We start from the raw sequence: 21,831 nt of genomic DNA on the forward strand, positions 1-21,831 counted from the left end.
GACTCCCTTGTGTTAATCTGCTGCAAAACGAGGGGTCATGCAATAAGGACAATCTACCCATTCGGGTTGCAATTCTGCCGAGCAATTCGTACAAGTTAAACCGCTCTTGCGCTTTGCTTTCAGTTCGGCTTCCAACCCTGCATCAGTAAAGGTAACGCGATCGACTTCTTCTAAGGTCGTGCTACCTTCTTTGACTAAATTCAAACTATAAGCGAGCAGGGTAATCATGCCTTCCTCAACAGCCTTTTCTTTAATGCGTTCTGTGGGTGCGCCGCTGTTAATCAGAGCTTGTAGTTCCTCACTATTCCGCATTACTTCATAGACCCCCACCCGGCCTTTATAGCCAACACCGCCGCATTTGGCGCAGGTATCGATGTTACGTTGGTCGGTAGGAACAAAGTTAGCTTTGTAGAAAGTCAATTCGCCATCTTGAGAAGCAGACATTCCGTATCGCGCCAATTCTTCTCGAGTGGGTTCGTAAGGAATGCGGCATTCGCTGCAAACTCGTCGCATTAAACGTTGTGCGAGGACTCCCAGTAACGCTCCAGAAATCATAAAGGGTTCGACCCCCATTTCATCGAGACGAGCGATCGCACCGGCAGCATCATTGGTATGCAGGGTAGTTAAGACCAAGTGACCGGTCAGTGCTGCTTCAATTGCCGTTTTTGCTGTTTCTTTATCTCGCGTTTCTCCCACCAGAATCACATCGGGATCTTGTCGCAGAAAAGAGCGCAGAATGGAGGCAAAATCCATGCCTTTTTCGCGAATCACCTGAACTTGGGTAATTCCATCTAAAGAATATTCAATGGGATCTTCGGCGGTACTGATATTCACTCCAGGATCGTTGCGCTCTGCCAGAATGGAATACAAACTCGTGGATTTTCCCGATCCTGTGGGTCCTGTAACCAGAATCAAGCCAAAAGGACGACTGGCCATCTCCCGCACCAACTCCAAGGATTCTTGATGGGAAATCAGCATCCCCAACCCCAATTGAGTGGCCGAGTTATCCAAAATCCGCAGGACGACCTTTTCTCCATAGCGACTGGGAAGGGTACTCACGCGAAAATCAACTTTGCGTCCCTTGTACATCCGGCGAATTTTCCCATCTTGGGGCATTCTTTTTTCCGCAATGTCCAACTCAGACATGATTTTAAAACGGGCGGCAACGGCGGGGGCTACTTTTTTGGGAACAGGGGGGAAGGGCTGCTGCAAAACGCCATCTTTCCGGAAGCGTACCCGCAGTTCTTCTTCTTGGGGTTCGATGTGAATGTCAGAAACATCTTCATTGAGCGCCCGCATTAAAATTTTATTGACTAGATTGACAATGGGTGCACCTTGTGCATCTTCTGCTGCCCCCAGATCGTCTTCATTTTCGTCGGGAGCGTCCTCGAGGTTGCCCAAGTCATCGACTAAACCACTAACATCAACAGCTTTAGCATCTTCTGCTGCTTTTGTTCGTTTCAGTTGTTCGTCTAAATATTTGTCAAGAAGCTGTTGATAATCTTGGGGAGCGATGACCATGCGTTGGAGCTTGATGCCTTGGGGGCGGAGAATTCGCCCCAAGTCATCTTGCGCCTCGAGATTATCGGGATTGACCATTGCCACCAATACTGAAGGTGGATTCCCCTCTGTTCTGGAAAGAGGAGCGAGTTGATGGCGGCGACAGACATCAATGGGAATCAATGCTTCAATCAAGTCGGCCATTTGGTTGTCAGCTGCGGCATCGATTTCCGGATCGAGGGAGTCAACTCCGTAGAGAATTTTAAGTTCGAAAAGTTGTTGTTTTTTATATTGACGCTGTAGCTCTGGGGTAAGTTGGCGACCCGTAATATTCTCGATCGCCTCGGTCAAGGGACGACCGTTTTTGCGCGTTTCAGCAAGGGCTTGCTTCATCTGTTCGTTATTCGCAAAACCCGCTTGAATGATTTTATTGCCGAACGGGGAAAAATCATTGCGAATTGTGAGGGCGCGAGAACGCCGCGAGGATCTGGATGGTGATTGGGTCATAGTCGGTGCGGATTTCCTGACAAAATGATGGGGATTTGGACTGGGAAATGGTGGATCGCCAGACTTTATCCTCTCTTCTTTAGCTTTCTTAAATCATTCCCCCGACTCGAGGGGAAGTTGCTAAAGCGGTGTTGAGAAGTATGTTCGATGGGGAGAGATGCGACTCGGACTCATCCCCTTCCACCTCAAAAGGCGATCGCTCTTCAAGCCTCAACTATCCATGATGATAACTTTGAATCTTGACACGGTCGATAGATTTATTCCAAACCAGAGAAAAATCACCAATTTTTGTGCTAAGTTTTGTAAATCTATTGCTAGGGTCAATCATGACCTCCGCCCAATCGACTCATTGCCCAGTCCAAAGCGGCACGGGGAAATGGTCTCAAAGAAGGCGATAGCCAGTCCTCAGAAGAAATCTTGACGTTTGCAAGGTCAGGATAGAGAAAGGACGGTATGATAGTTCAAAGCAGGAAAGCGTTCCCTCGAGAAACGCGAAGGCGATTAGCGCCATCGGGCTATCCCGATCGCCCTATTTCCCAAGTATATTTTCAAGTATATTTTTACAGTAGCAGTTGGCGACTTCAATTCAAGGCACAATTTAAGAGAAGATGATCGACGATCGAAAGCAGTCAGAAACAACCTTAGAACATGCAGAGGCATCCTTAGATACCTCTGAAGATAGGGTCAAGGAAAATAACGCAACAAAAACAAATGCACCGGGGGACAAAACCTCCCCAGAAAGTGCAAGCAATAGCGCCAATAAAAGCGAATCCGAACTTGAATCTCCAAGCAAATCTGGAAATTCAGACCCTCGCAACCAACATTTAGATGAAACCCTAGATGACCTACCGAGCGAAACTCTCGAGTTGAAAGATCTCGAATTTGACGGGACAAATGAGGGAATGGGTTCTGCTTCTGCACAACCGGAAATCGGAGTATCTGGAGAGGAAAGAGATGCTCCCGCTCGAGACACCCCCCCTCAAGTTCAGGCTGCCCAATTGCAAATTATGGAAGCCCTGCAACTTGAAATCGAGTCTCTCAAACAACAATTGGCCAAACAAACCGAACAGGCTGACTCGGTAAAAGCTCAATCGGTGAGAATTGCTGCCGATTTTGATAATTTCCGCAAGCGGACGCAAAAAGAGAAAGAAGATCTCGAAGTTTTTGCCAAACGCAATACGATTAACGAACTCCTGCCTGTGGTGGACAATTTCGAGCGGGCGCGATCGCAAATTCGCCCGGCTAATGATGGAGAGATGGGAATTCACAAGAGTTATCAAGGAGTTTATAAAAATTTAGTCGATTGTCTCAAACGCTTAGGGGTGTCTGCCATGCGCCCTGAAGGCCAAGAATTCGATCCCAATTATCACGAAGCCATGTTACGGGAACAAACCGCCGAATATCCCGAAGGGGCAGTGATCGAGCAATTAGTTCGTGGCTATATGATCGGCGATCGCGTTTTGCGCCATGCCATGGTCAAAGTTGCTGCAGCCCTAGAAGAAGAAATAAATTCCTCAACTGAGGGTAATATAGACTCTAACTCGGGCAGCGAAAGCTCATCGGAACAGTGAACAGCAAACAGTGTCGATAACTGATAACTGATAACTGATAACTGACAACTGATAACTGATAACTGACCAAACATAAACCAGTCTCTTGCACACTTATAAAACCCGATCGCTATGGGAAAAGTCATCGGTATCGACCTAGGCACCACCAATAGCTGCGTGGCCGTTCTCGAAGGGGGAAAACCCATTGTCATTCAGAACACCGAAGGGGGTCGCACTACCCCCAGCATGGTCGGTTTTGGCAAATCAGGGGAGCGTCTGGTCGGCCAGCTTGCCAAGCGTCAAGCTGTCACCAATGCCGAAAATACCGTCTACAGTATCAAACGCTTTATTGGTCGTCGTTGGGACGATACCGAAGAAGAACGCTCTCGCGTGCCATACAAATGTATTAAAGGGCGAGATGAAACCGTTGACGTACAGATTCGCGGCAAAAATTACACCCCCCAAGAAATTTCGGCCATGATTTTGCAAAAGCTAAAATCTGATGCCGAGCAGTTTTTAGGGGAACCCGTTACCCAAGCCGTAATTACCGTTCCCGCTTATTTTACCGATGCCCAACGACAGGCCACAAAAGATTCGGGAACGATCGCGGGCTTAGAAGTTCTTCGTATTATCAACGAACCTACCGCCGCCGCACTGGCTTACGGCTTGGAAAAACAAGACCAAGACCAACACATTCTCGTGTTTGACTTGGGAGGAGGCACCTTTGACGTTTCCATTCTCCAACTTGGAGATGGGGTCTTTGAAGTAAAAGCCACGTCTGGCAACAATCACCTCGGGGGAGATGATTTCGATAACGTCATCGTGCGCTGGATGATGGAAAACTTTAAAGAAAAAGAAGGTCCAGATCTCAGTGATGACAAAATGGCACTGCAACGCCTGAGAGAAGCGGCTGAAAAAGCCAAAATCGAACTATCGAGCGTCGGCAGTACTTCCATCAATCTCCCTTTTATTACCGCCGATGAAACCGGGCCGAAACATCTCGAAACGGATTTGGCGCGTTCTAAATTTGAAGAACTCGCCCTCGAATTGATCAAGGGTACAGTCCTTCCGGTCAAACAATCCCTGAAAGATAGCGACCTCAGACCCGATGATATCGATCGCATCATCATGGTAGGCGGTTCCACCCGTATTCCCTCCATTGGCAAAGCCATTCGGAAGTTTTTTAACAAAGAACCCGATCGCTCAGTCAATCCCGATGAAGCCGTTGCTCTCGGTGCTGCCATTCAAGCAGGGGTTTTGGGTGGCGAAGTCGAAGATCTACTTCTTCTCGATGTTACGCCTTTATCTTTGGGCATTGAAACCCTCGGAGAAGTCTTTACTAAAATCATCGATCGCAATACCACCATTCCCACCAGCAAATCCCAAGTTTTTTCCACAGCGATCGACGGGCAAACCTCCGTAGAAATTCACGTTCTCCAAGGAGAACGGGCAATGGCACGAGATAATAAAAGCTTAGGCAAATTTCTCCTTACGGGAATTTTGCCCGCTCCTCGAGGTGTACCGCAAATCGAAGTCAGTTTTGAAATTGATGTCAACGGCATTTTGCGCGTATCCGCTCAAGATAAAGCCACCAATAAAGAACAAAGTGTCAGCATTACCAACACAGGGGGCTTGAGTACCTCGGAAGTGGAAAAAATGCGAACGGAAGCCGAGCGCTATGCCGAACAAGATCGCCGGCGCATGGAATTGGTAGACTTAAAAAATCAGTCGGACAGCATTGCCTATACCCACGATGTCACCCTCAAAGAAAATGCCGAGTTGATTCGCGAAGATCTGAAAGTGAGAGCAGCAGAAAAGCGGATGGCTTTAAATGCCTCCCTTACCGATGAATCCCTTAGCATTGAGGAAATCAAAGAACGACTCGACGCATTCAAACAGGCTGTCTTGTCCGTGGGAACCGACTTGTACAATCGCGCCAATCAGGGAACGAGCGAAGAATTTGAACGAGTGGAAGAAGCCAGTGCTCCCGCTAGCGAACAGCCCACTGAAATTATTGCTGATGAAGGAGGAGAAGATGAAGACGAGTTCAGCTTCGACTTTGACGATGATGAACAGGCTGCAGCCACGGATTACGAACCCGTTGACTGACTTCCCACCCGATCGCTCTCTAGCCATTGGCTTCCCGTGGCCAGTGCGATTTAGCTCAATATCTCTTTCTCAACCTCGCGATCGCGATGGACGAATAATTGATAATTGATAATTGATAATTGATAATTGAAATTGCACACCCAAACAGAATCGGCACCCTATGGCAGGCGACTACTACGAAATTCTTGATATCTCCCGCGATGCCAGTCCAGATGACATCAAACGCGCATACCGCCGCCTCGCGCGGAAATATCATCCGGATGTGAACAAAGAATCGGGAGCAGAAGACCGATTTAAAGAAGTCAACCGCGCTCACGAAGTCCTTTCAGATCCAGAAATGAAAGCACGATACGATCGCTTTGGCGAAGCAGGCGTATCGGGAGGTGCTGGCGGCTTCTCCGACTTTGGCGACGTGGGCGGCTTTGCGGATATTTTTGAGACGATTTTTAGCGGCTTTGGCGGTGGTGGTGTCGGCACCGGAACGACTCAACGCCGACGCAGCGGCCCCGTGCGTGGGGATGACCTACGCCTCGACTTGAAATTAGAATTTCGCGAAGCAATTTTCGGCGGTGAAAAAGAAATTCGCATCCCCCACCTCGAAACTTGTAAGACTTGCACGGGAACGGGCGCAAAACCGGGAACGGGGGTCAAAACTTGCCAGACTTGTAACGGTACGGGTCAAGTCCGCCGGGCAACTCGCACCCCCTTTGGCAGTTTCGCTCAAGTCTCGGTTTGTCCAACCTGTAATGGGGAAGGACAAGCGATCGAAGAGAAATGCGAAACCTGTAGCGGAGTCGGTCGCCAACAAGTCACGAAAAAGTTAAAAATTACCATCCCTCAAGGGGTCGATAATGGTACGCGTCTGCGAGTCGCCCGAGAGGGAGATGCTGGCTTGCGGAATGGCGCACCGGGAGATTTATACGTTTACCTCTTTGTGGAAGAGGATAAGGAATTCAAACGGGATGGGGTTAATATCCTCTCGGAGATTACTATTAGTTATTTACAAGCCATTCTCGGTTGTAAAATCCCCGTCAATACGGTTGATGGCGAGACAGAATTAACCGTCCCCCCCGGAACTCAACCCAATACGGTATTAACCTTAGAGGATCGCGGCGTACCGCGTTTGGGTAATCCGGTCAGTCGCGGCGATCATTTAATTACCATTAAAATCGATATTCCCACGCGGGTGAGTGCTGAAGAACGGGAATTATTAGAGCAATTGGCAACAATTCGCGGTGAAGCAGCAGGCAAAGAAGGGGGTTTGGAAGGATTCTTAGGCAAAATGTTTCGAGGTTAATTGCAATGAACAATGAACAATGAACAATGAACAATGAGCCGTAACGAAATTAACAGCAAAGCCGATCGCGTTGCTGATGCCCAGTTGGATCTACGAGGAACGCCCTGTCCGATTAATTTTGTGCGGACAAAATTGCGTTTGGAACAAATGGGGGTCGGGAAATTATTAGAGGTTTGGCTCGATCGCGGAGAACCTATCGAACAAGTTCCCGATAGCTTAGTCATGGCAGGTTATGCTATTGAAGCTCAAGAAGATCGCTGGGAATATTTTGTTTTACAGGTGAGGAGTTAAACCATGAATGACGATCGATGAATATGTTGGGAACGGTGGTTGCCGTCCAAGCTAATTTTTATCGCGTGCGCTTGGATCTCGTTTGGGAGGGACATCAATTTTTATTGTGTACGCGGCGATCGCGCTTGAAAAAAATCGGGCAGAAAGTTATGGTCGGCGATCGCATTGCGATCGAAGAACCGGACTGGCAAGACGGACGGGGCGCGATCGCAAAAGTTTTACCCCGCAAAACTCTCTTACAACGCCCTCCCGTCGCCAATGCCGAACAAATTTTACTGGTTTTTGCCCTCGAAGAACCCGCCCTCGATCCGTGGCAATTGAGTCGCTTTTTAATCCAAGCCGAATCAACTTCTTTGGCTCCTCGTTTGTGTTTAAATAAGAGCGATTTGATCCCTCAAGACTTACAACAGGAATGGACAATCAGGCTGCAAAAATGGGGCTATGAGCCAATTTTTATTAGCGTCCTACAAGAGGAAGGATTAGAAGCCTTAGAGAAGGTATTAGCAGACCGAATTACCATTGTTGCCGGACCGTCGGGGGTAGGAAAATCGAGTTTGATTGGCAAATTAATTCCCGATCTCCAGTTACGAGTAGGAGAAGTATCGGGAAAACTTCAGCGCGGTCGCCATACGACTCGCCATGTTGAGTTATTTGAGTTACCGAAAGGAGGACTTCTAGCGGATAGTCCGGGATTTAACAAACCAGATTTGAATTGCGATATCACTCAATTGGTGCAGTATTTTCCCGAAACGCGATCGCGAGAGAATGCCTGTCAATTTCGTGATTGCTTGCACCGAGATGAACCGAATTGTTCGATTCGGGGCGATTGGGAGCGATACGAACATTATCTTATCTTTTTGGAAGAAACCCTCGCGCGAGCGGAATTTCTCCAGCAACAACCGGATGCAGAAGCGGCGGTTAAATTAAAAATTACGGGTGCGGGAAAACGCGAGTACGAACCGAAATTGGAGAGTAAAAAATATCGCCGTCAGTCTCGTCGCCTTCGCCATCAGACACTGCAAGAGTTGGTGGAAGAAGCAGAAAGAGAAGATTGACCGATTTCTTTTCTCAATTAAAGATGATGCTCATAGCCGTCCTGCCAACATTAGGTAAATTACATGGAATTTGAGATAATTCTGGCGATCGCAATTATTTTTTGTGCCATATTATTACAAGGAATTTTTGGGTTTGGTAGCGCTTTAGTGGCGATGCCTTTATTAAGTTTAGTGATGGAGTTACAAGTTGTAGCGCCAACATTTGCGCTTTTAATGACAACAGCGACAACATTAATTTTTTTAACGAGTTGGCAAAAAGTAGAATTTAATGCGATCTGGCGACTCTTAATAACGACAATTCCGGGAATTATCTGTGGAGTTTGGTTGCTAAAAATTGTCCCGCAAATCTTGATTATTAGGGGAATAGGACTATTTTTAATCGCCTTTGGTGGGTATAGTTTGGGGAAATTTAAACTGCCTCAATTGAGTAGTCGCTGGGCTTATGGGTTTGGTTTTATTGCCGGAATATTTGGTGGAGCATATAATTTAAACGGCCCGCCTATTGCAATTTATGGCAATATGTGCAACTGGAATCCGCTCAAATTTCGTGCCACTTTACAATGTTATTTTTCGATTAGTTCTCTAAGCATTGTGATTAGTCATGGGTTCAGTGGATTTTGGACAAAACAAGTTTTTACCTTGTATGGTTTGGCATTACCAGCCGTAGCGATCGCTCTTTGGTTGGGCTGGCAAATCAACCGTCGTTTACCTGTCCAGCGCTTTCAACAATTAATCTATTTTATTTTAATTGGATTGGGGGTTTTACTTTGGGTTGTCAATTAAATTTTGCTATTTTACGCCGTTTATCTATTAATCTACTCAACCAAATTAACCTTCCTTTGAATTGTCATGATAGAAAAATACTTACAATGGGAATTAGATACAGAAACTCCTATTGAGTCACAAGAACCTCTTGGCACGATAGTGATTTTGGGTGAGCAAGGAATTATTGAAGAAAAAGACATATATCTTGATTCTTTTTTTGAAGCTATGCTTAATGCTATTGATTCTTTAAAGATTAATGAATTTGCAAAAGTAGATATTTTGGAATCCTATGATTTTTTCCTTTATAAACAAGAAAATAGTCTTCAATTGGAATTAGGAATGCAAACAGTATTTTTGAGCAATTTTCAAGAATTTTCAGGAGAAATCATTGAGGCTGTTAATGACTTTTTGCAGTTAATTGATAAAATTTCAGAAGATATGGGACAAAAAAAAGAAGAATTAGCAAAACTACGAATATATCAAAAACACTGAGTATACTAATTTGTAACTCAATAAATCTGGACATGGCGATCTCGATCGCAACCATTCTTGGTTTTTTCTTCAAAATAATTAGACAATTGAGTCAGAATAGAACAATTTAACTATTCTTGCTGTTTGATTTTAGGAAAAATTGGAATAAGTGGATTTTTTACAGTTACAATTTATATCAAATTAGATGCGTTTACCCTGTAAATAGTTGTTATAATTTTTCCATCTTTTATCCTTTCATAATATAACTTTTAGCCATGACACTCAATCTCTCTCAATTTGGCTTGCGAATGTCTCAACGCACTGGAGTGCGAGAAATCATGAAAGATATTATTGAGACATTGAGAGCCAGTGCAGGACGAAAATTCATTAATTTGAGTGCGGGAAATCCGGTGATTTTGCCAGAAATCGAACAATTATGGCGAGATTGTACGGCAGAATTACTGGCCAGTGGAGACTATGGAGAAGTTGTTTGTCGCTATGGCACTTCTCAAGGATATACTCCTTTGATTGAAGCGATCGCGAAAGATTTTAACCAGCGCTATAACTTGAATTTAAGCGAACGAAATATTTTAATTTCACCGGGATCTCAAGCACTATATTTTTATGCGGCAAATGCGTTCGGTGGTTATCATCGCGATGGACCGTTAAAACAAATTGTCTTGCCTTTGAGTCCCGATTATACGGGATATGGTGGTGTTAGTTTATTTCCTGAAGCAGTGGTTGCTTACAAACCCAGTCTTGATATTGAAGAAAAGGCACATCGTTTTAAATATCGTCCCAATTTAAAGCAATTAAAAATTGACGAACAAACTGGGTGCATTATTTTTTCTCGTCCTTGCAATCCGACGGGGAATGTGTTAAGCGATCGCGAAGTTACAACCATTACTGAGTTAGCGGCACCTTATCATGTTCCCGTATTTATTGATTCTGCTTATGCGCCGCCATATCCAGCTTTAAATTTTACAGAAATGAGTCCGATTTTAGGTAATAATATTGTTCACTGCATGAGTTTGTCAAAAGCAGGGTTGCCGGGGGAACGAATTGGGATTGCGATCGCGGATCCCGAAATCATTGAGATTCTCGATGGGTTTCAGAATAACGCTTGCATTCATTCTTCTCGGTACGGACAGACGATCGCGGCAAAGGCGATCGCCTCGGGACGATTGGCAGAACTTTCGGAAACGGTCATTCGCCCCCATTATCAACATAAATTTGCGGTTTTAGAATCAACTTTAGAGGAGGCATTACCACAGGATTTACCTTGGTTTTTACATCGCGGAGAAGGGGCAATTTTTGCGTGGTTGTGGTTAAAAGATTTACCGATTACGGATTGGGAATTATATCAAAAAGTTAAGGAAGAAGGTGTTATTCTGGTACCGGGATCGACATTTTTTCCGGGGCTACAGGAGGAATGGCCACATCGTCATCAATGTTTGCGAATTAGCTTAACTGCAACCCCAGAAGAAATTATTCAAGGCATGCAGAAATTAGCAGCAACGATTGTGCGAGTTTATTCACAATCGTTATAATTGAAAAGCGAAATAAAGCGCGATCGCCTCCCAGAGATCGTTATAACTAATAACTGATAACTGATAACTGATAACTGAAATGACACAAACACCCGTGCGCGTAATTGGAGGCGGACTCGCCGGCACCGAAGCAGCGTGGCAAATTGCCCGGGCTGGAGTTCCCGTGATTCTATCGGAAATGCGCCCCGTGCAAATGACCCCCGCCCATCACAGCCAAGAACTCGCAGAATTGGTGTGCAGTAACTCTTTTGGAGCCAAACAAAGCGATCGCGCCGCCGGACTCTTGCACGAAGAAATGCGCCGCTTGGGGTCGATCGTGATTGGCAAAGCTGACGAACATCAAGTCCCTGCCGGAGGAGCCTTAGCCGTCGATCGCGCCCTATTCGGTCAAGACCTCACGGAAACCCTCTCTCAGCATCCCCTCATTGAATTGCGTCGGGAAGAAGTCCCGCAAATTCCTCCCGATGGGGTTGTTGTCCTGACCACAGGACCCTTAACCAGCGATCGCCTCGCCCGAGACCTACAAAACTTCACGGGGATGGACTATATGAGCTTTTTCGATGCCGCCAGCCCCATCGTTGTCGGAGACTCCATCAATAAAAATATTGCCTTTCTTGCCTCCCGCTACGACAAAGGAGAAGCCGCCTATCTCAACTGTCCCTTAAATAAAGCAGAGTACCTGCATTTTTTGCAAGAACTCTGTCAAGCCGAACAAGCCCCCGTGAAAGACTTTGAACGGGAAAACGCTAAATTTTTTGAAGGTTGTCTCCCCATTGAAGAGATGGCGCAACGGGGAGAAGATACCATGCGCTACGGACCCCTCAAACCCGTGGGCTTGTTTGACTCCCGTTACGGCGACTTCAAAGCCCCAGAAAATCAGGATAAGCGCCCTTATGCCGTGGTTCAGTTACGTCAAGAAGATAAAACCGGGCAACTTTGGAACATGGTGGGTTTTCAAACCAATTTGCGGTGGGGAGAACAAAAGCGGGTTTTTCGCCTCATTCCGGGTTTGGAAAAAGCAGAATTCGTTCGCATGGGTGTCATGCACCGCAATACCTTTATTAACTCCCCTCAACTCCTCACACCGACCCTACAATTCAAACAACGGCTTTCACTCCTCGCGGCGGGTCAATTGGTGGGAACGGAAGGTTATGGGGCGGCGGCGGCAGGGGGATGGCTGGCAGGAACGAATGCAGCACGACTAATTTTGGGATTGAATCCCTTTATCCTGCCCAAAACAACTATGATGGGGGCATTGTTTGAGTTCATTACTTCTGCCTCTGCCAAACACTTTCAGCCTATGCCCCCCAATTTTGGCATTATCCCGCCTTTAGAAAAACGCATTCGCAACAAGCGAGAACGGTATGGAGTTTATCGCGATCGCGCCCTCACAGATTTAGAAAACTTGACGGGGCAATTAACTTAGCGATCGGCGATTTTTTGCGGGTTAACCCACTTCAGCCGGTTGAGCCAGTAAGGGTTCGACAGTTTGGGGAAGCAATGCAGATGAGAGGGATTGCACTTTATGCCGTTCTTGGTTGGCAGTCATCATCACATTCAACAAATCGGGCATCTCTTGATGACAATTCGGACAAAACCAATAGGCACGACCCTTTTGGGCATACATCAGCATGGCTCGAGAACAGCAAGGACAAGAAATCATAATAAATATCCGTTTGTTAAAGATCGATCGCTTTTATCTGGAACACTCCTCTCTTCTAGTGTATGTAGAGAATCTGAAAACGAATGTAACAATTATTTCATAATTGCTTTTTGGGACGGCAAGACGGCAATAATGGCAAGCAAACCCCGCAAAAAGCTAGACTAGAGAATAGCGAAAAACATAAATAAATCTTAAGCGCCCGCCAAATAATTTTGGCCGCATTCTTATCAATTCAGTTCTGTACGTTTTCAATAGGATAAACAACGTCATGGGATTATTCGATCGCCTGAGCCGCGTCGTCAGAGCCAACCTCAACGACATGGTGAGCAAAGCAGAAGATCCAGAGAAAATTCTGGAGCAATCTATTGTTGATATGCAGGAGGACTTGGTGCAGTTGCGTCAAGCCGTTGCCCGCGCTATTGCCACTCAAAAACGTACTGAGCAGCAGTACAACAAAAACCAAGCTGATGCCAACCAATGGCATCAACGCGCTCAACTTGCGCTCTCGAAGGGAGATGAAAATCTGGCTCGCGAGGCTTTACAACGCAAAAAAACCAGTGGAGATACCGCCACTCAACTCAAAGGTCAATTAGATATGCAAACTGGGCAAGTGCAAACCCTGAAAAAGAATTTAATTGCCCTCGAGAGTAAAATTTCGGAAGCCAAAACTAAAAAAGATATGCTCAAAGCCCGCGTGCAAGCAGCAAAAGCAAACGAGCAACTACAAAGTACAATCGGTTCTCTCAATACAGGGGGATCGATGGCTGCTTTCGAGCGCATGGAAGAAAAGGTACTAGAAATGGAAGCTCGCTCTCAAGCCGTTGGAGAGTTAGGGGGAGTCGATCTCGAAAGTCAATTTGCAGCGTTAGAAAGTGGCAGCGATGTTGACGACGAACTTGCGGCAATGAAAGCACAATTAAGCGGTTCTTCTCCCAACCAAGGGGCTTTACCCGGGGCGAGTACCGCTCCTCCCGTGGATGCAGAATTGGAAGATCTCAGAAGACAGTTGGATAAGTCGTGAGCGAGAAAATTGCGATCGCATAGGTTGGGGCGAGAATTTCTCGCCCTATTTTGTGTTAAAAATCTCTCTTAATTATCATTTCCCAAGCGACTAATTTGAGCTTGCAAGGGAGATGTAATTCTCGCCATTAAGCGGGCGAAAGGCAGACTTTGTAGATAAACTTTGCCGGGTCCTGTCATCTTGGCTAAAAATAGTCCCTCACCGCCAAATAAAAGATTTTTAATGCCCTTCATAAACTGGATGTCGTAATCGACTGAAGGCGCAAAAGCAACTAAGCAACCCGTATCGACTTTTAAGACTTCTCCCGGTGCTAAATTTTTCTCAATAATCGCTCCTCCTGCTTGCACAAATGCCAAACCATCTCCTTGTAAGCGTTGTAAAATGAACCCTTCTCCCCCAAAAAATCCCGCACCCAAACGCTTAGTAAAAGCAACCTTAATCTCTGTCCCATTCGCCGCACATAAAAACGCATCTTTTTGACAGAGAAATTCTCCGCCTAAAGCAGCTAAATCAAGAGGAATGATTTGACCAGGAGAAGTTGCGGCAAAGCCAATTTTTGCCTGTCTTTTCCCTCCATTGGCAAAAGTGGTAATAAAAAAACTTTCTCCCGTTACCATGCGCTTAAAACCCGAAAATAAGCCACCGCCACCCATCCCTGTTTGCATTTCAATTCCTTGCTCCATGTAGGTCATGGTTCCCACTTCTGCTTGTACGCCTTCACCGGGATCGAGTTCGATTTCAACTAATTGTAAATCCGCGCCGTAAATTTTGTAATCGATCGCGTCTGCCATTTTGACCTCCAAATCATTTTTGCATTTTATAATGGTTTATGAAGCCTGCAATTCATCTAATTTTGCTAACACTTCTGTACTGTGAATAACGGGTTGTACTCCTAGAAAAATTGCTTTGAGAATTCCCTCGGGATCGATCAGATAAGTATGACGTAAAGATATCATACCCAACCACGAACCGTAACGTTTGCTAACGCTGCCATCCGTATCGGCAAGGAGGGGAAATTTTAATCCTTCTGCGTCGCAAAATTCTGCGTGAGAGTCGATATCATCAACGCTAACCCCTAAAATTTGTGTATTTCTGGCCTGATATTGAGGTAAATCTTTTTGAAATCTTTGTGCTTCTAAAGTACAACCCGAAGTAAAGTCTTGAGGATAGAAATAGAGAACAACCCATTTCCCTCGATAATCCGAAAGGGAAATTTCGCCATTTCCAGTATTTGTGGGTAGGGTAAACTCGGGGGCGGGTGCATTAAGATCGGGTTGTTCCCCCCCCAAAGCGATCGCTTCGGGAAGAAAATTCAATCCCATCAAACAGGTAAAAAGTCCGGCGAAAAATATGCACAGGAAGGATCGACGAAACATAAACTCAACCTCAATAAACTCTAAAATTTTAGCGCGATCGCGTTATAGTTAAATTAGCCATTGTCATCGTTACCACTCATTATAATGACCTCTCCCTCTCTTTCTGCCAATTGTCAATATACTATCTGGCAAGATCCAGAACTCGCGAAAATTTTTCTCGAAGGGGTAAGAGGAGCAATACCTCTCGCTGCCGAACAAATTGATGTCATCTTGAGAATTGTCGCGATAACTCAACCTCGAGTTGAGAGTTTCTTGGATTTAGGCTGTGGGGATGGTATTTTAGGGCGATCGCTCCATCAATGTTATCCTCAATCTCGAGGTATTTTTCTCGATTTCTCGGAAACAATGCTGGCGGCGGCAAAAGCAAATTTTGCCGAGATTCCAGAGCATTTACGGTTTGTGGCAGAAAACTTTGGCAAGGAAAAATGGAGCGATCGCTTACTTCCAAAGATGAAGGAATTAAATCTTGCTAATTTCGATATTATTGTTTCAGGTTTTGCCATTCACCACCAAAGCGATCGCAATAAAAAAGCAATTTATCAAGATATTTTCTCTCTCTTAAAACCGGGGGGATTATTTCTGAATTTAGAGCATATTTCTTCGCGATCGCCTTGGGGAGAACAAGCTTTTAATGAATTATTTGTTGATGCTCTCTATCGTTTTCATCAAGAGAAAGGCAGTCAGAAAACAAAAGCGGAAATTAGTCTGGAATTCTACCACAGAGATGATAAAAATGCAAATATATTAGCGCCAATGGAGATTCAATGTCAGTGGTTAACAGAAATTGGATTCATCGATGTCGATTGTTTTCTCAAAATATTTGAAATTGCCTTATTTGGAGGAATTAAGCCCACTTAAAACGAGTAGTATTTTAATGTATCTACTTGTTTGAATTACCGTAACTCAAACATTACCTATTTCTTAAGTTTCAAATTTCTATTAATTGTTCATTATTCATTGATAAAAGGGGTGCTATCTATCAGATGAAAATATGGAAATTGCATTTATTGGGGATTCTTTTGTCAGTGGGACAGGAGATCCGGAATATTTGGGCTGGGTGGGAAGACTTTGCGCGGAAACGGCTTTTCGAGGCTATAAATTTACGATTTATAATTTAGGCGTTCGACAAGATACCAGTACCGATATTCAAAAGAGATGGTTGCGGGAACTTTCTTATCGTTTTCAACGAGGAGAAAGAAATTGTGTGGTTTTTTCTTTTGGAGTCAATGATACTATGCTTGAAAATGGTAAAATTCGAGTGGGTTTGCAAGATTCTTTAAAGAATACTTATAATATTCTTAATGTTGCGAAAAAGTCATTTTCTGTCCTCGCGATCGGGCCACCTCCCGTCGCTGATTCTCAGCAAAATAAAAGAATTTATCGTCTTTCTGAAGAGTTTTTTGCGCTTTGTATTGAGTTAGATCTTCCCTATCTCGATATTTTTACACCTCTGAGTACTTCTGTCGTTTGGACGCAGGAAGTCCGAGAAAACGATGGCATTCATCCCTATATTCAGGGTTATGCAGAGTTGGCTGACTTGGTGCAAAATTGGTCGCCTTGGCTGTCTTGGTTTACTCCTTATTCTGGCCAAAAACGCAGACGATCGCGATCGCAAAGGTCTCTCAATTTTTATTGAGGTTAACAGCAGGGAAGCAAGGGAGAAAGATTTTTTCCTTCATCCCTCATTGCTTGCAGAATTTTTCATTCTTCCGCAATTTTTTCGTCCTCGACTGTTAATGCCCCTGCAGCCAGTGCGTTTTGATTAACGCAACCGCCATCAAAGGCAACATACCAAGCATCGCTGATGGTTTTATAAAATTGGGTAACGGTGACAGTTTGACTACTATAAGGAAGTGCGATCGCATCCCCTGCTTTTAACCCATCGTGTTCTAAAATTGGCTCGGCCTTGCGAGGTTTGGGAAATCGATGAGGCTTGCTGGGACTGGAAACCGACGGCTTGACAGGTGCATTTTCCGAAGGCTTGGGTGTCAGAGATTCTTGAGGCTTGGATTGGATCTGGGTTTTGGATTCCCCTTGAGGCCTCGGTTTCGGGCGCATTAAAGCGGGTTTATTGGATTGGTTCATGGACTGGCAGCGAAGCAATATATACAAATTAGCTTACATCTTCTTCCTTTTGCTGTCAGGAAAAAGATGTAGCGGCTATTTTCAACAAAAATCCTCGATATTAAAGCGGTACTACTCCCATTCAATCGTTCCGGGGGGCTTGGAGGTGATATCGTAAACGACGCGATTGACCCCTTTAACTTCGTTAACAATGCGGTTGGATATTGTTTCGAGGAGGTCATAAGGGACTCGCGACCAATCCGCCGTCATGCCGTCTTCGCTGGAGACGAAACGCAAAACAACGGGATGGGCATAAGTACGTCGATCGCCCATGACTCCGACACTCCGAACGGGTAAGAGGACGGCAAAAGCTTGCCAAAAATCATTATATTTCCCTTGTTTTTGGATTTCATCCCGCACGACAAAATCTGCATCTCGCAAAATATTCAAGCGTTCGGCGGTCACTTCGCCAATAATGCGGATGGCTAAACCGGGTCCAGGAAAAGGATGGCGGCGGATGATTTCTGAGGGGAGCCCGATCGCGGTACCGACTTTGCGAACTTCATCTTTAAAAAGTTTTCGCAAGGGTTCGATGAGTTTAAATTGTAAGTCTTTGGGCAATCCACCAACATTGTGATGACTTTTGATTTTGACGGCGACTCGTTCTCCAGTTTTTGGATCGACGTTGGTATCGGCGGATTCGATCACGTCGGGATAGAGCGTACCTTGAGCCAGATAATCAAAGGGTCCTAGGCGTTTGGATTCTTCTTCAAATACCCGGATAAATTCGTGACCGATGTGGCGGCGTTTTTCTTCGGGATCGGTGACTCCGACCAGTTTGGCTAAAAATCGCTCTCGGGCGTTGACGTATTCGACGGAGATATGGAATTGATTATCAAAAATCTCGACGAGTCGTTCGGGTTCGCCTTTCCGCATGAAACCTTGATCGATAAACATACAAGTGAGGCGATCGCCGATGGCTTCGTGCATTAAAAAGGCAAGGGTTGAGGAGTCTACGCCACCGGAAAGGGCGAGGAGAACTCGTTTATCTCCGACTCTGGCACGAATTTCTCGAATGGATTCTTCCACAAAGGCGGCTGTGGTCCAAGTGGGTTCGCAGTCGCAAATGTGATAAACAAAATTGCGAATGAGAGCCTGCCCATTGCGGGAATGGACTACTTCTGGGTGAAATTGTACGCCGTAGAGGTGCCGATCGTGATGGGCGATCGCGGCACATCGGGTATTGTGGGTATGAGCTAAGATTTCAAATCCTGTGGGGAGTTCCGTGCAGGAGTCTCCATGACTCATCCACATGGTGGAGTTATCTTCAACATTGGTAAGGAGATCCGTGGGATCGTCGATGCTGAGGGAGGCTTTCCCGTATTCTGCTTGTTTGGCTCGTTCGACACGCCCGCCCAATTGCTGCACCATTAACTGCATTCCATAGCACACCCCGAGGATGGGAATTCCCAAGTTCCAGATTTCGCGATCGCAATGGGGGGCAAATTCGTCATAAACGGAGTTGGGTCCGCCAGAAAGGATAATCCCTTTGGGGTTGAGCTTCGCGAGGTGTTCGGCACTGGTACGATAGGAAAGAACTTCTGAATATACTTGCGTTTCTCGAATGCGTCTGGCGATCAGTTCAGAATATTGCGAACCAAAATCCAAAATCGCGATCGTTTGACGATTGATGCTGGTTTCTAAGGACTTTGCTGGCAAAGTCTCTCGAGTTGAAGGGGCTTTAATTTGAGGAGTCATGGGCTTTATTTAGGATATGCGAAACTGAACCATCGAGGCGATCGCAAAAAGGAGTGAATAAGGAGGGGTTGATATTGGGTTTTGGGCTTGAGTTCGGAAACAGTGAAAAAATACAGATGCAACAAATTGACATTCTCTCGCCGCTAAACACTTCGCGTTCTAGCGGGAGATTCCCAACCTTGCGATCGGGAGTTCCTGCTTCACAGATTCTTGACTAGACGAAGTTACCCTCGCCCCCGCCAGAACATCTCCACAGGCATTTTGTTTAATGTCCAAGTCCAGCCCGGACTCAGACAGTGTTAGATTGAGTACAGCCGAAACTCCACGATTTCTAATGACTTGAGCCGCCGCCACATCTCTTGATGTTCGATACCCACATTCGGGACAAGCATGAAACCTGACATCCAAAGTTTTCTTGCCCGTATGTGTCCCACATTCAGGGCATTCTTGAGACGTGCCATCTTTATTGACCTTGGCGAAGTAAATGTCTCTTTTCCAACATACCCATGCCAAGATCGTGACGAATTGCCCAAATCCGGCATCGGCTGAATGTTTCGATAACATTCCCCTCTGCCAAGAAATCAAGTTGATATCCTCAACAAATATCATTCCCGCACCATCGCCAAGATGATGCGCTAACTTAAAATGCCAGTCTTTGCGGCTATCAGAGATTTTTTGATGCAATCGGGCTATTTTACGGTTTAATTTCCGTCGATTCTTTGACCCTTTCTGTTTTTTCTTTAGCCTGCGTTGCAGCAATCTCAGCTTGCGTTGCAGAGTATTAAGAAACCGAGGTCGTTTGACTTCTTCTCCGTCACTCGTCGCTACGAATTTATCGAACCCCAAATCTAATCCTCGCGGATGACCGTGAGGAAACGGTTGTAGAACATTGACATCTAATTGTAGTGACAGAGCGATGAAATAACCCGATGCTTTTCTGATAATTCTGGCTTGTTTAACCGTAAATGCTTCAGGAATTTTCCTCGACTGCCTAAAATTGACCCATCCCAGTTGAGGGAGTTTAATTTGATTATCCTGCAAGCAATCTTTTAACATTTGTGCATAGACGAACGAACGCATCCGGTAATGACTCTTAAACCGAGGAAAACCTAATCCTTTCGCTTTCATATCTATGAAGGCACGCTCTAGCGTTCTCAAGACTTGTTGGAGAACTTGAGCATTAACAGATTTGAGAAAAGGGTTGGTTTTCTTGGCTTCCGTTAATTGCTTGGCTTGGTAATTGTAATTCGGGAAAGGTGCGTCAGCCGAAATGATATATTCCTTTTCTAAGGAACAAACGTTAACGGAAGACTTACGAGAATTAAGCCAGTCTTTACGCTCTCTGAGGGCGTAATTCCAGACTGAGCGGCAAACTGTTAAAGTCTGCTCAATAATCTCGATTTGCTTGACCGTTGGTATCAGCTTGTACTCGTAAGTGAGTGTTAACATTTTGACCTCTTGTTGCTTGATTTTAGCAATATTTACTCAGTGGGTCAAGATTTGTAGACTCCCTTCTCCTATTGGAGACGCTAAGCGAACGGTCGATTTGTTTGTTGGTCGCGATTCATTGTCACCGCTAAACGCGAAGCGTTACCTCTCTTCAGTAAAGCTGTATAAATTGAGGCATCTCTTCAATCAACTAAGAAATCGAATCAATCACACAGCTAGTAAGAATGCCTTATTATAAAAGGCTTGTTAAATATTAATTAGTTATTCAGAGTATTATACCACAATTATGCAAAAAACGTGGTTCCATTTTGACTTTTAACAATAATTTTACGATCGCGGTCAAAGAGAACAGAACCGATACAAACGTCGCGATCGCCGTGTTTGCGGATGTATTCATGGGTGCGGCGATCGATGGTTTCGGCGATGGAACGATAAATGCGATCGACGCTTTGGGGTTGAGATTGACGCAGGAGTTGTAAAGCGGCTTCTGTGGTGGGACTCTGCAATACGGCTGCGAGAATGTCGGTGGGTAAACCGATTTTGGCACAATGCGCCGTGAGAATTTCTAATCGTCCATCGGCGAGGTGGTGATGGGTGTGGAAAATACCACCGGCGAGTTTAATGAGTTTTCCGTGATAGCCAAAGAGAAGAAGCAATCGCACCCCAGAAATTCCGGCTGTGACTAGCAAAGGACCTAACCAATTGGCCGTTTTAATGAGGCGATCGGATTCAATTCCTAAATTGCGAGCCAAGTCTAAACCATTTTCTCCGATGCAAAATACTAAACTATCAAATCGTGTGGCTTTTTCGGCTAATTCTTCTCGATAAATTTCTAACTGTTGGGGAGAACTTAAAGGCTGACTAATTCCCGTCGTTCCTAATAGGGAAAGTCCTTCAATCACGCCAAAGGCTTTATTAGAAGTTCGTTCTGCGAGTTTGCGTCCTTCCGGCAGGATAATTTTAACTGTAATTGCTTCCGAGGGGGAAAGTAAAACTTGTAAATTATGCTGTAAAAGTTGAGTTGCATAAGCGTAAATTGCAGCTTGTCCATCGCGATCGCGTTGTTTGCCAATGCCTTCTCCACCTTCGATCGTAATTTGAGAAGGTTGGCGATCGGCGTTCTCTTGCCATTCTACAATTGCCCAGATTGGAGTATTACGGGTTAAATCCAAGTTATCTCCGGGATCGCTGTAGGCGATCGCTAAAGCGGTGCGATCGCTGATTTTGGCAACTTGTGCGATGGGAATTTCGGCAGTTTTTGGAGGATCGATAAGGTTTATACTTACGGTTTCTAAAAGAGGTTGTTGCTGGAGATAGCGCAACGCAGCAGCAGCAGCAGCAGTAGCAAAAACAGGTAAGGTAAATCCCGATTTCGGTTGAGAAATTATCACGATGAACTTAAAAT

At 45.3% G+C, this 21,831-nt stretch carries 20 protein-coding genes; 12 read left to right on the top strand and 8 right to left on the bottom strand.

Annotated elements, in window-relative coordinates; genetic code table 11:
- Positions 1 to 12 precede the first annotated feature (12 nt).
- Positions 13 to 2,007, bottom strand: coding sequence for a GspE/PulE family protein (locus AC6RV6_RS05025; protein ID WP_500239450.1), 1,995 nt, complete (start codon positions 2,005 to 2,007; stop codon positions 13 to 15).
- A 608-nt stretch (positions 2,008 to 2,615) separates the two neighbouring features.
- Here AC6RV6_RS05025 and grpE point away from each other — a divergent pair.
- The 9 genes from grpE to trmFO all read left to right on the top strand — a co-directional run bounded on the left by grpE (position 2,616) and on the right by trmFO (position 12,521).
- Positions 2,616 to 3,578, top strand: coding sequence for a nucleotide exchange factor GrpE (gene grpE / locus AC6RV6_RS05030; protein ID WP_500239451.1), 963 nt, complete (start codon positions 2,616 to 2,618; stop codon positions 3,576 to 3,578).
- A 111-nt stretch (positions 3,579 to 3,689) separates the two neighbouring features.
- Positions 3,690 to 5,666: a molecular chaperone DnaK gene (gene dnaK / locus AC6RV6_RS05035; protein ID WP_500239452.1), complete on the top strand. Its 1,977-nt coding sequence runs from the start codon at positions 3,690 to 3,692 to the stop codon at positions 5,664 to 5,666.
- Between the two features lie 160 nt (positions 5,667 to 5,826).
- A complete protein-coding gene (dnaJ, locus tag AC6RV6_RS05040) occupies positions 5,827 to 6,963 on the top strand; it encodes a molecular chaperone DnaJ (protein WP_500239453.1) in 1,137 nt (378 codons plus the stop codon).
- 33 nt (positions 6,964 to 6,996) lie between these two features.
- Positions 6,997 to 7,254, top strand: coding sequence for a sulfurtransferase TusA family protein (locus AC6RV6_RS05045; RefSeq protein WP_500239454.1), 258 nt, complete (start codon positions 6,997 to 6,999; stop codon positions 7,252 to 7,254).
- A gap of 17 nt (positions 7,255 to 7,271) precedes the next feature.
- Positions 7,272 to 8,309, top strand: a complete 1,038-nt coding sequence (rsgA, locus tag AC6RV6_RS05050) for a small ribosomal subunit biogenesis GTPase RsgA (protein ID WP_500239455.1) — start codon at positions 7,272 to 7,274, stop codon at positions 8,307 to 8,309.
- A 63-nt stretch (positions 8,310 to 8,372) separates the two neighbouring features.
- The gene (locus tag AC6RV6_RS05055; RefSeq protein WP_500239456.1) at positions 8,373 to 9,092 is read left to right on the top strand and encodes a sulfite exporter TauE/SafE family protein; all 720 of its coding nucleotides are present in this window, start codon (positions 8,373 to 8,375) and stop codon (positions 9,090 to 9,092) included.
- A gap of 66 nt (positions 9,093 to 9,158) precedes the next feature.
- Complete coding sequence (locus tag AC6RV6_RS05060; protein WP_500239457.1) at positions 9,159 to 9,566, top strand: hypothetical protein; 408 nt, start codon at positions 9,159 to 9,161, stop codon at positions 9,564 to 9,566.
- Positions 9,567 to 9,820: 254 nt separating this feature from the next.
- Positions 9,821 to 11,095 carry a valine--pyruvate transaminase gene (locus tag AC6RV6_RS05065; protein ID WP_500239458.1) on the top strand — a complete coding sequence of 425 codons (1,275 nt, stop codon included), beginning with the start codon at positions 9,821 to 9,823 and terminating at the stop codon, positions 11,093 to 11,095.
- A gap of 79 nt (positions 11,096 to 11,174) precedes the next feature.
- Complete coding sequence (trmFO, locus tag AC6RV6_RS05070; RefSeq protein ID WP_500239459.1) at positions 11,175 to 12,521, top strand: FADH(2)-oxidizing methylenetetrahydrofolate--tRNA-(uracil(54)-C(5))-methyltransferase TrmFO; 1,347 nt, start codon at positions 11,175 to 11,177, stop codon at positions 12,519 to 12,521.
- A gap of 21 nt (positions 12,522 to 12,542) precedes the next feature.
- Here the strand turns inward: trmFO and AC6RV6_RS05075 are convergent, their stop codons facing one another.
- Positions 12,543 to 12,758, bottom strand: coding sequence for a hypothetical protein (locus AC6RV6_RS05075; protein ID WP_500239460.1), 216 nt, complete (start codon positions 12,756 to 12,758; stop codon positions 12,543 to 12,545).
- A 268-nt stretch (positions 12,759 to 13,026) separates the two neighbouring features.
- Here AC6RV6_RS05075 and AC6RV6_RS05080 point away from each other — a divergent pair, with 268 nt between their 5' ends.
- A complete protein-coding gene (locus AC6RV6_RS05080; RefSeq protein WP_500239461.1) occupies positions 13,027 to 13,779 on the top strand; it encodes a PspA/IM30 family protein in 753 nt (250 codons plus the stop codon).
- A 68-nt stretch (positions 13,780 to 13,847) separates the two neighbouring features.
- Here AC6RV6_RS05080 and AC6RV6_RS05085 read toward each other — a convergent pair whose 3' ends face one another.
- Entirely contained in the window at positions 13,848 to 14,570 is a 723-nt protein-coding gene (locus AC6RV6_RS05085; protein WP_500239462.1) for a TIGR00266 family protein, read from the bottom strand.
- A gap of 36 nt (positions 14,571 to 14,606) precedes the next feature.
- On the bottom strand, positions 14,607 to 15,155 hold the full coding sequence (locus AC6RV6_RS05090; protein WP_500239463.1) for a peroxiredoxin: 549 nt from the start codon (positions 15,153 to 15,155) through the stop codon (positions 14,607 to 14,609).
- Positions 15,156 to 15,239: 84 nt separating this feature from the next.
- On the opposite strand from AC6RV6_RS05090, the gene AC6RV6_RS05095 reads away from it, so the two are divergent.
- The gene (locus AC6RV6_RS05095) at positions 15,240 to 16,013 is read left to right on the top strand and encodes a class I SAM-dependent methyltransferase (protein ID WP_500239464.1); all 774 of its coding nucleotides are present in this window, start codon (positions 15,240 to 15,242) and stop codon (positions 16,011 to 16,013) included.
- A gap of 133 nt (positions 16,014 to 16,146) precedes the next feature.
- Positions 16,147 to 16,791: a GDSL-type esterase/lipase family protein gene (locus AC6RV6_RS05100; RefSeq protein ID WP_500239465.1), complete on the top strand. Its 645-nt coding sequence runs from the start codon at positions 16,147 to 16,149 to the stop codon at positions 16,789 to 16,791.
- A 65-nt stretch (positions 16,792 to 16,856) separates the two neighbouring features.
- On the opposite strand, the gene AC6RV6_RS05105 is transcribed toward AC6RV6_RS05100, so the two are convergent.
- The 4 genes from AC6RV6_RS05105 to cbiD all read right to left on the bottom strand — a co-directional run bounded on the left by AC6RV6_RS05105 (position 16,857) and on the right by cbiD (position 21,811).
- Positions 16,857 to 17,240 carry a hypothetical protein gene (locus AC6RV6_RS05105; protein WP_500239466.1) on the bottom strand — a complete coding sequence of 128 codons (384 nt, stop codon included), beginning with the start codon at positions 17,238 to 17,240 and terminating at the stop codon, positions 16,857 to 16,859.
- A gap of 111 nt (positions 17,241 to 17,351) precedes the next feature.
- Positions 17,352 to 18,977, bottom strand: coding sequence for a glutamine-hydrolyzing GMP synthase (guaA, locus tag AC6RV6_RS05110; RefSeq protein ID WP_500239467.1), 1,626 nt, complete (start codon positions 18,975 to 18,977; stop codon positions 17,352 to 17,354).
- A 159-nt stretch (positions 18,978 to 19,136) separates the two neighbouring features.
- Entirely contained in the window at positions 19,137 to 20,426 is a 1,290-nt protein-coding gene (locus tag AC6RV6_RS05115) for an RNA-guided endonuclease InsQ/TnpB family protein (protein WP_500239468.1), read from the bottom strand.
- Between the two features lie 284 nt (positions 20,427 to 20,710).
- Positions 20,711 to 21,811 carry a cobalt-precorrin-5B (C(1))-methyltransferase CbiD gene (gene cbiD / locus AC6RV6_RS05120; protein WP_500239631.1) on the bottom strand — a complete coding sequence of 367 codons (1,101 nt, stop codon included), beginning with the start codon at positions 21,809 to 21,811 and terminating at the stop codon, positions 20,711 to 20,713.
- Positions 21,812 to 21,831: the final 20 nt, after the last annotated feature.

The sequence above is a fragment of the Spirulina sp. LEGE 11439 genome (genome assembly GCF_059821285.1).

Excerpts from the sequence above, each read along its gene's own strand:
- AC6RV6_RS05105 (WP_500239466.1), bottom strand. The coding sequence starts at position 17,240 with ATGAACCAATCCAATAAACCCGCTTTAATGCGCCCGAAACCGAGGCCT.
- grpE (WP_500239451.1), top strand. The coding sequence starts at position 2,616 with ATGATCGACGATCGAAAGCAGTCAGAAACAACCTTAGAACATGCAGAG.
- AC6RV6_RS05100 (WP_500239465.1), top strand. The coding sequence starts at position 16,147 with ATGGAAATTGCATTTATTGGGGATTCTTTTGTCAGTGGGACAGGAGAT.
- guaA (WP_500239467.1), bottom strand. The coding sequence starts at position 18,977 with ATGACTCCTCAAATTAAAGCCCCTTCAACTCGAGAGACTTTGCCAGCA.
- AC6RV6_RS05060 (WP_500239457.1), top strand. The coding sequence starts at position 9,159 with ATGATAGAAAAATACTTACAATGGGAATTAGATACAGAAACTCCTATT.
- AC6RV6_RS05095 (WP_500239464.1), top strand. The coding sequence starts at position 15,240 with ATGACCTCTCCCTCTCTTTCTGCCAATTGTCAATATACTATCTGGCAA.
- AC6RV6_RS05090 (WP_500239463.1), bottom strand. The coding sequence starts at position 15,155 with ATGTTTCGTCGATCCTTCCTGTGCATATTTTTCGCCGGACTTTTTACC.
- trmFO (WP_500239459.1), top strand. The coding sequence starts at position 11,175 with ATGACACAAACACCCGTGCGCGTAATTGGAGGCGGACTCGCCGGCACC.
- AC6RV6_RS05115 (WP_500239468.1), bottom strand. The coding sequence starts at position 20,426 with ATGTTAACACTCACTTACGAGTACAAGCTGATACCAACGGTCAAGCAA.
- dnaK (WP_500239452.1), top strand. The coding sequence starts at position 3,690 with ATGGGAAAAGTCATCGGTATCGACCTAGGCACCACCAATAGCTGCGTG.
- dnaJ (WP_500239453.1), top strand. The coding sequence starts at position 5,827 with ATGGCAGGCGACTACTACGAAATTCTTGATATCTCCCGCGATGCCAGT.
- AC6RV6_RS05025 (WP_500239450.1), bottom strand. The coding sequence starts at position 2,007 with ATGACCCAATCACCATCCAGATCCTCGCGGCGTTCTCGCGCCCTCACA.
- rsgA (WP_500239455.1), top strand. The coding sequence starts at position 7,272 with ATGAATATGTTGGGAACGGTGGTTGCCGTCCAAGCTAATTTTTATCGC.
- AC6RV6_RS05065 (WP_500239458.1), top strand. The coding sequence starts at position 9,821 with ATGACACTCAATCTCTCTCAATTTGGCTTGCGAATGTCTCAACGCACT.
- AC6RV6_RS05045 (WP_500239454.1), top strand. The coding sequence starts at position 6,997 with ATGAGCCGTAACGAAATTAACAGCAAAGCCGATCGCGTTGCTGATGCC.
- AC6RV6_RS05075 (WP_500239460.1), bottom strand. The coding sequence starts at position 12,758 with ATGATTTCTTGTCCTTGCTGTTCTCGAGCCATGCTGATGTATGCCCAA.
- AC6RV6_RS05080 (WP_500239461.1), top strand. The coding sequence starts at position 13,027 with ATGGGATTATTCGATCGCCTGAGCCGCGTCGTCAGAGCCAACCTCAAC.
- AC6RV6_RS05055 (WP_500239456.1), top strand. The coding sequence starts at position 8,373 with ATGGAATTTGAGATAATTCTGGCGATCGCAATTATTTTTTGTGCCATA.
- AC6RV6_RS05085 (WP_500239462.1), bottom strand. The coding sequence starts at position 14,570 with ATGGCAGACGCGATCGATTACAAAATTTACGGCGCGGATTTACAATTA.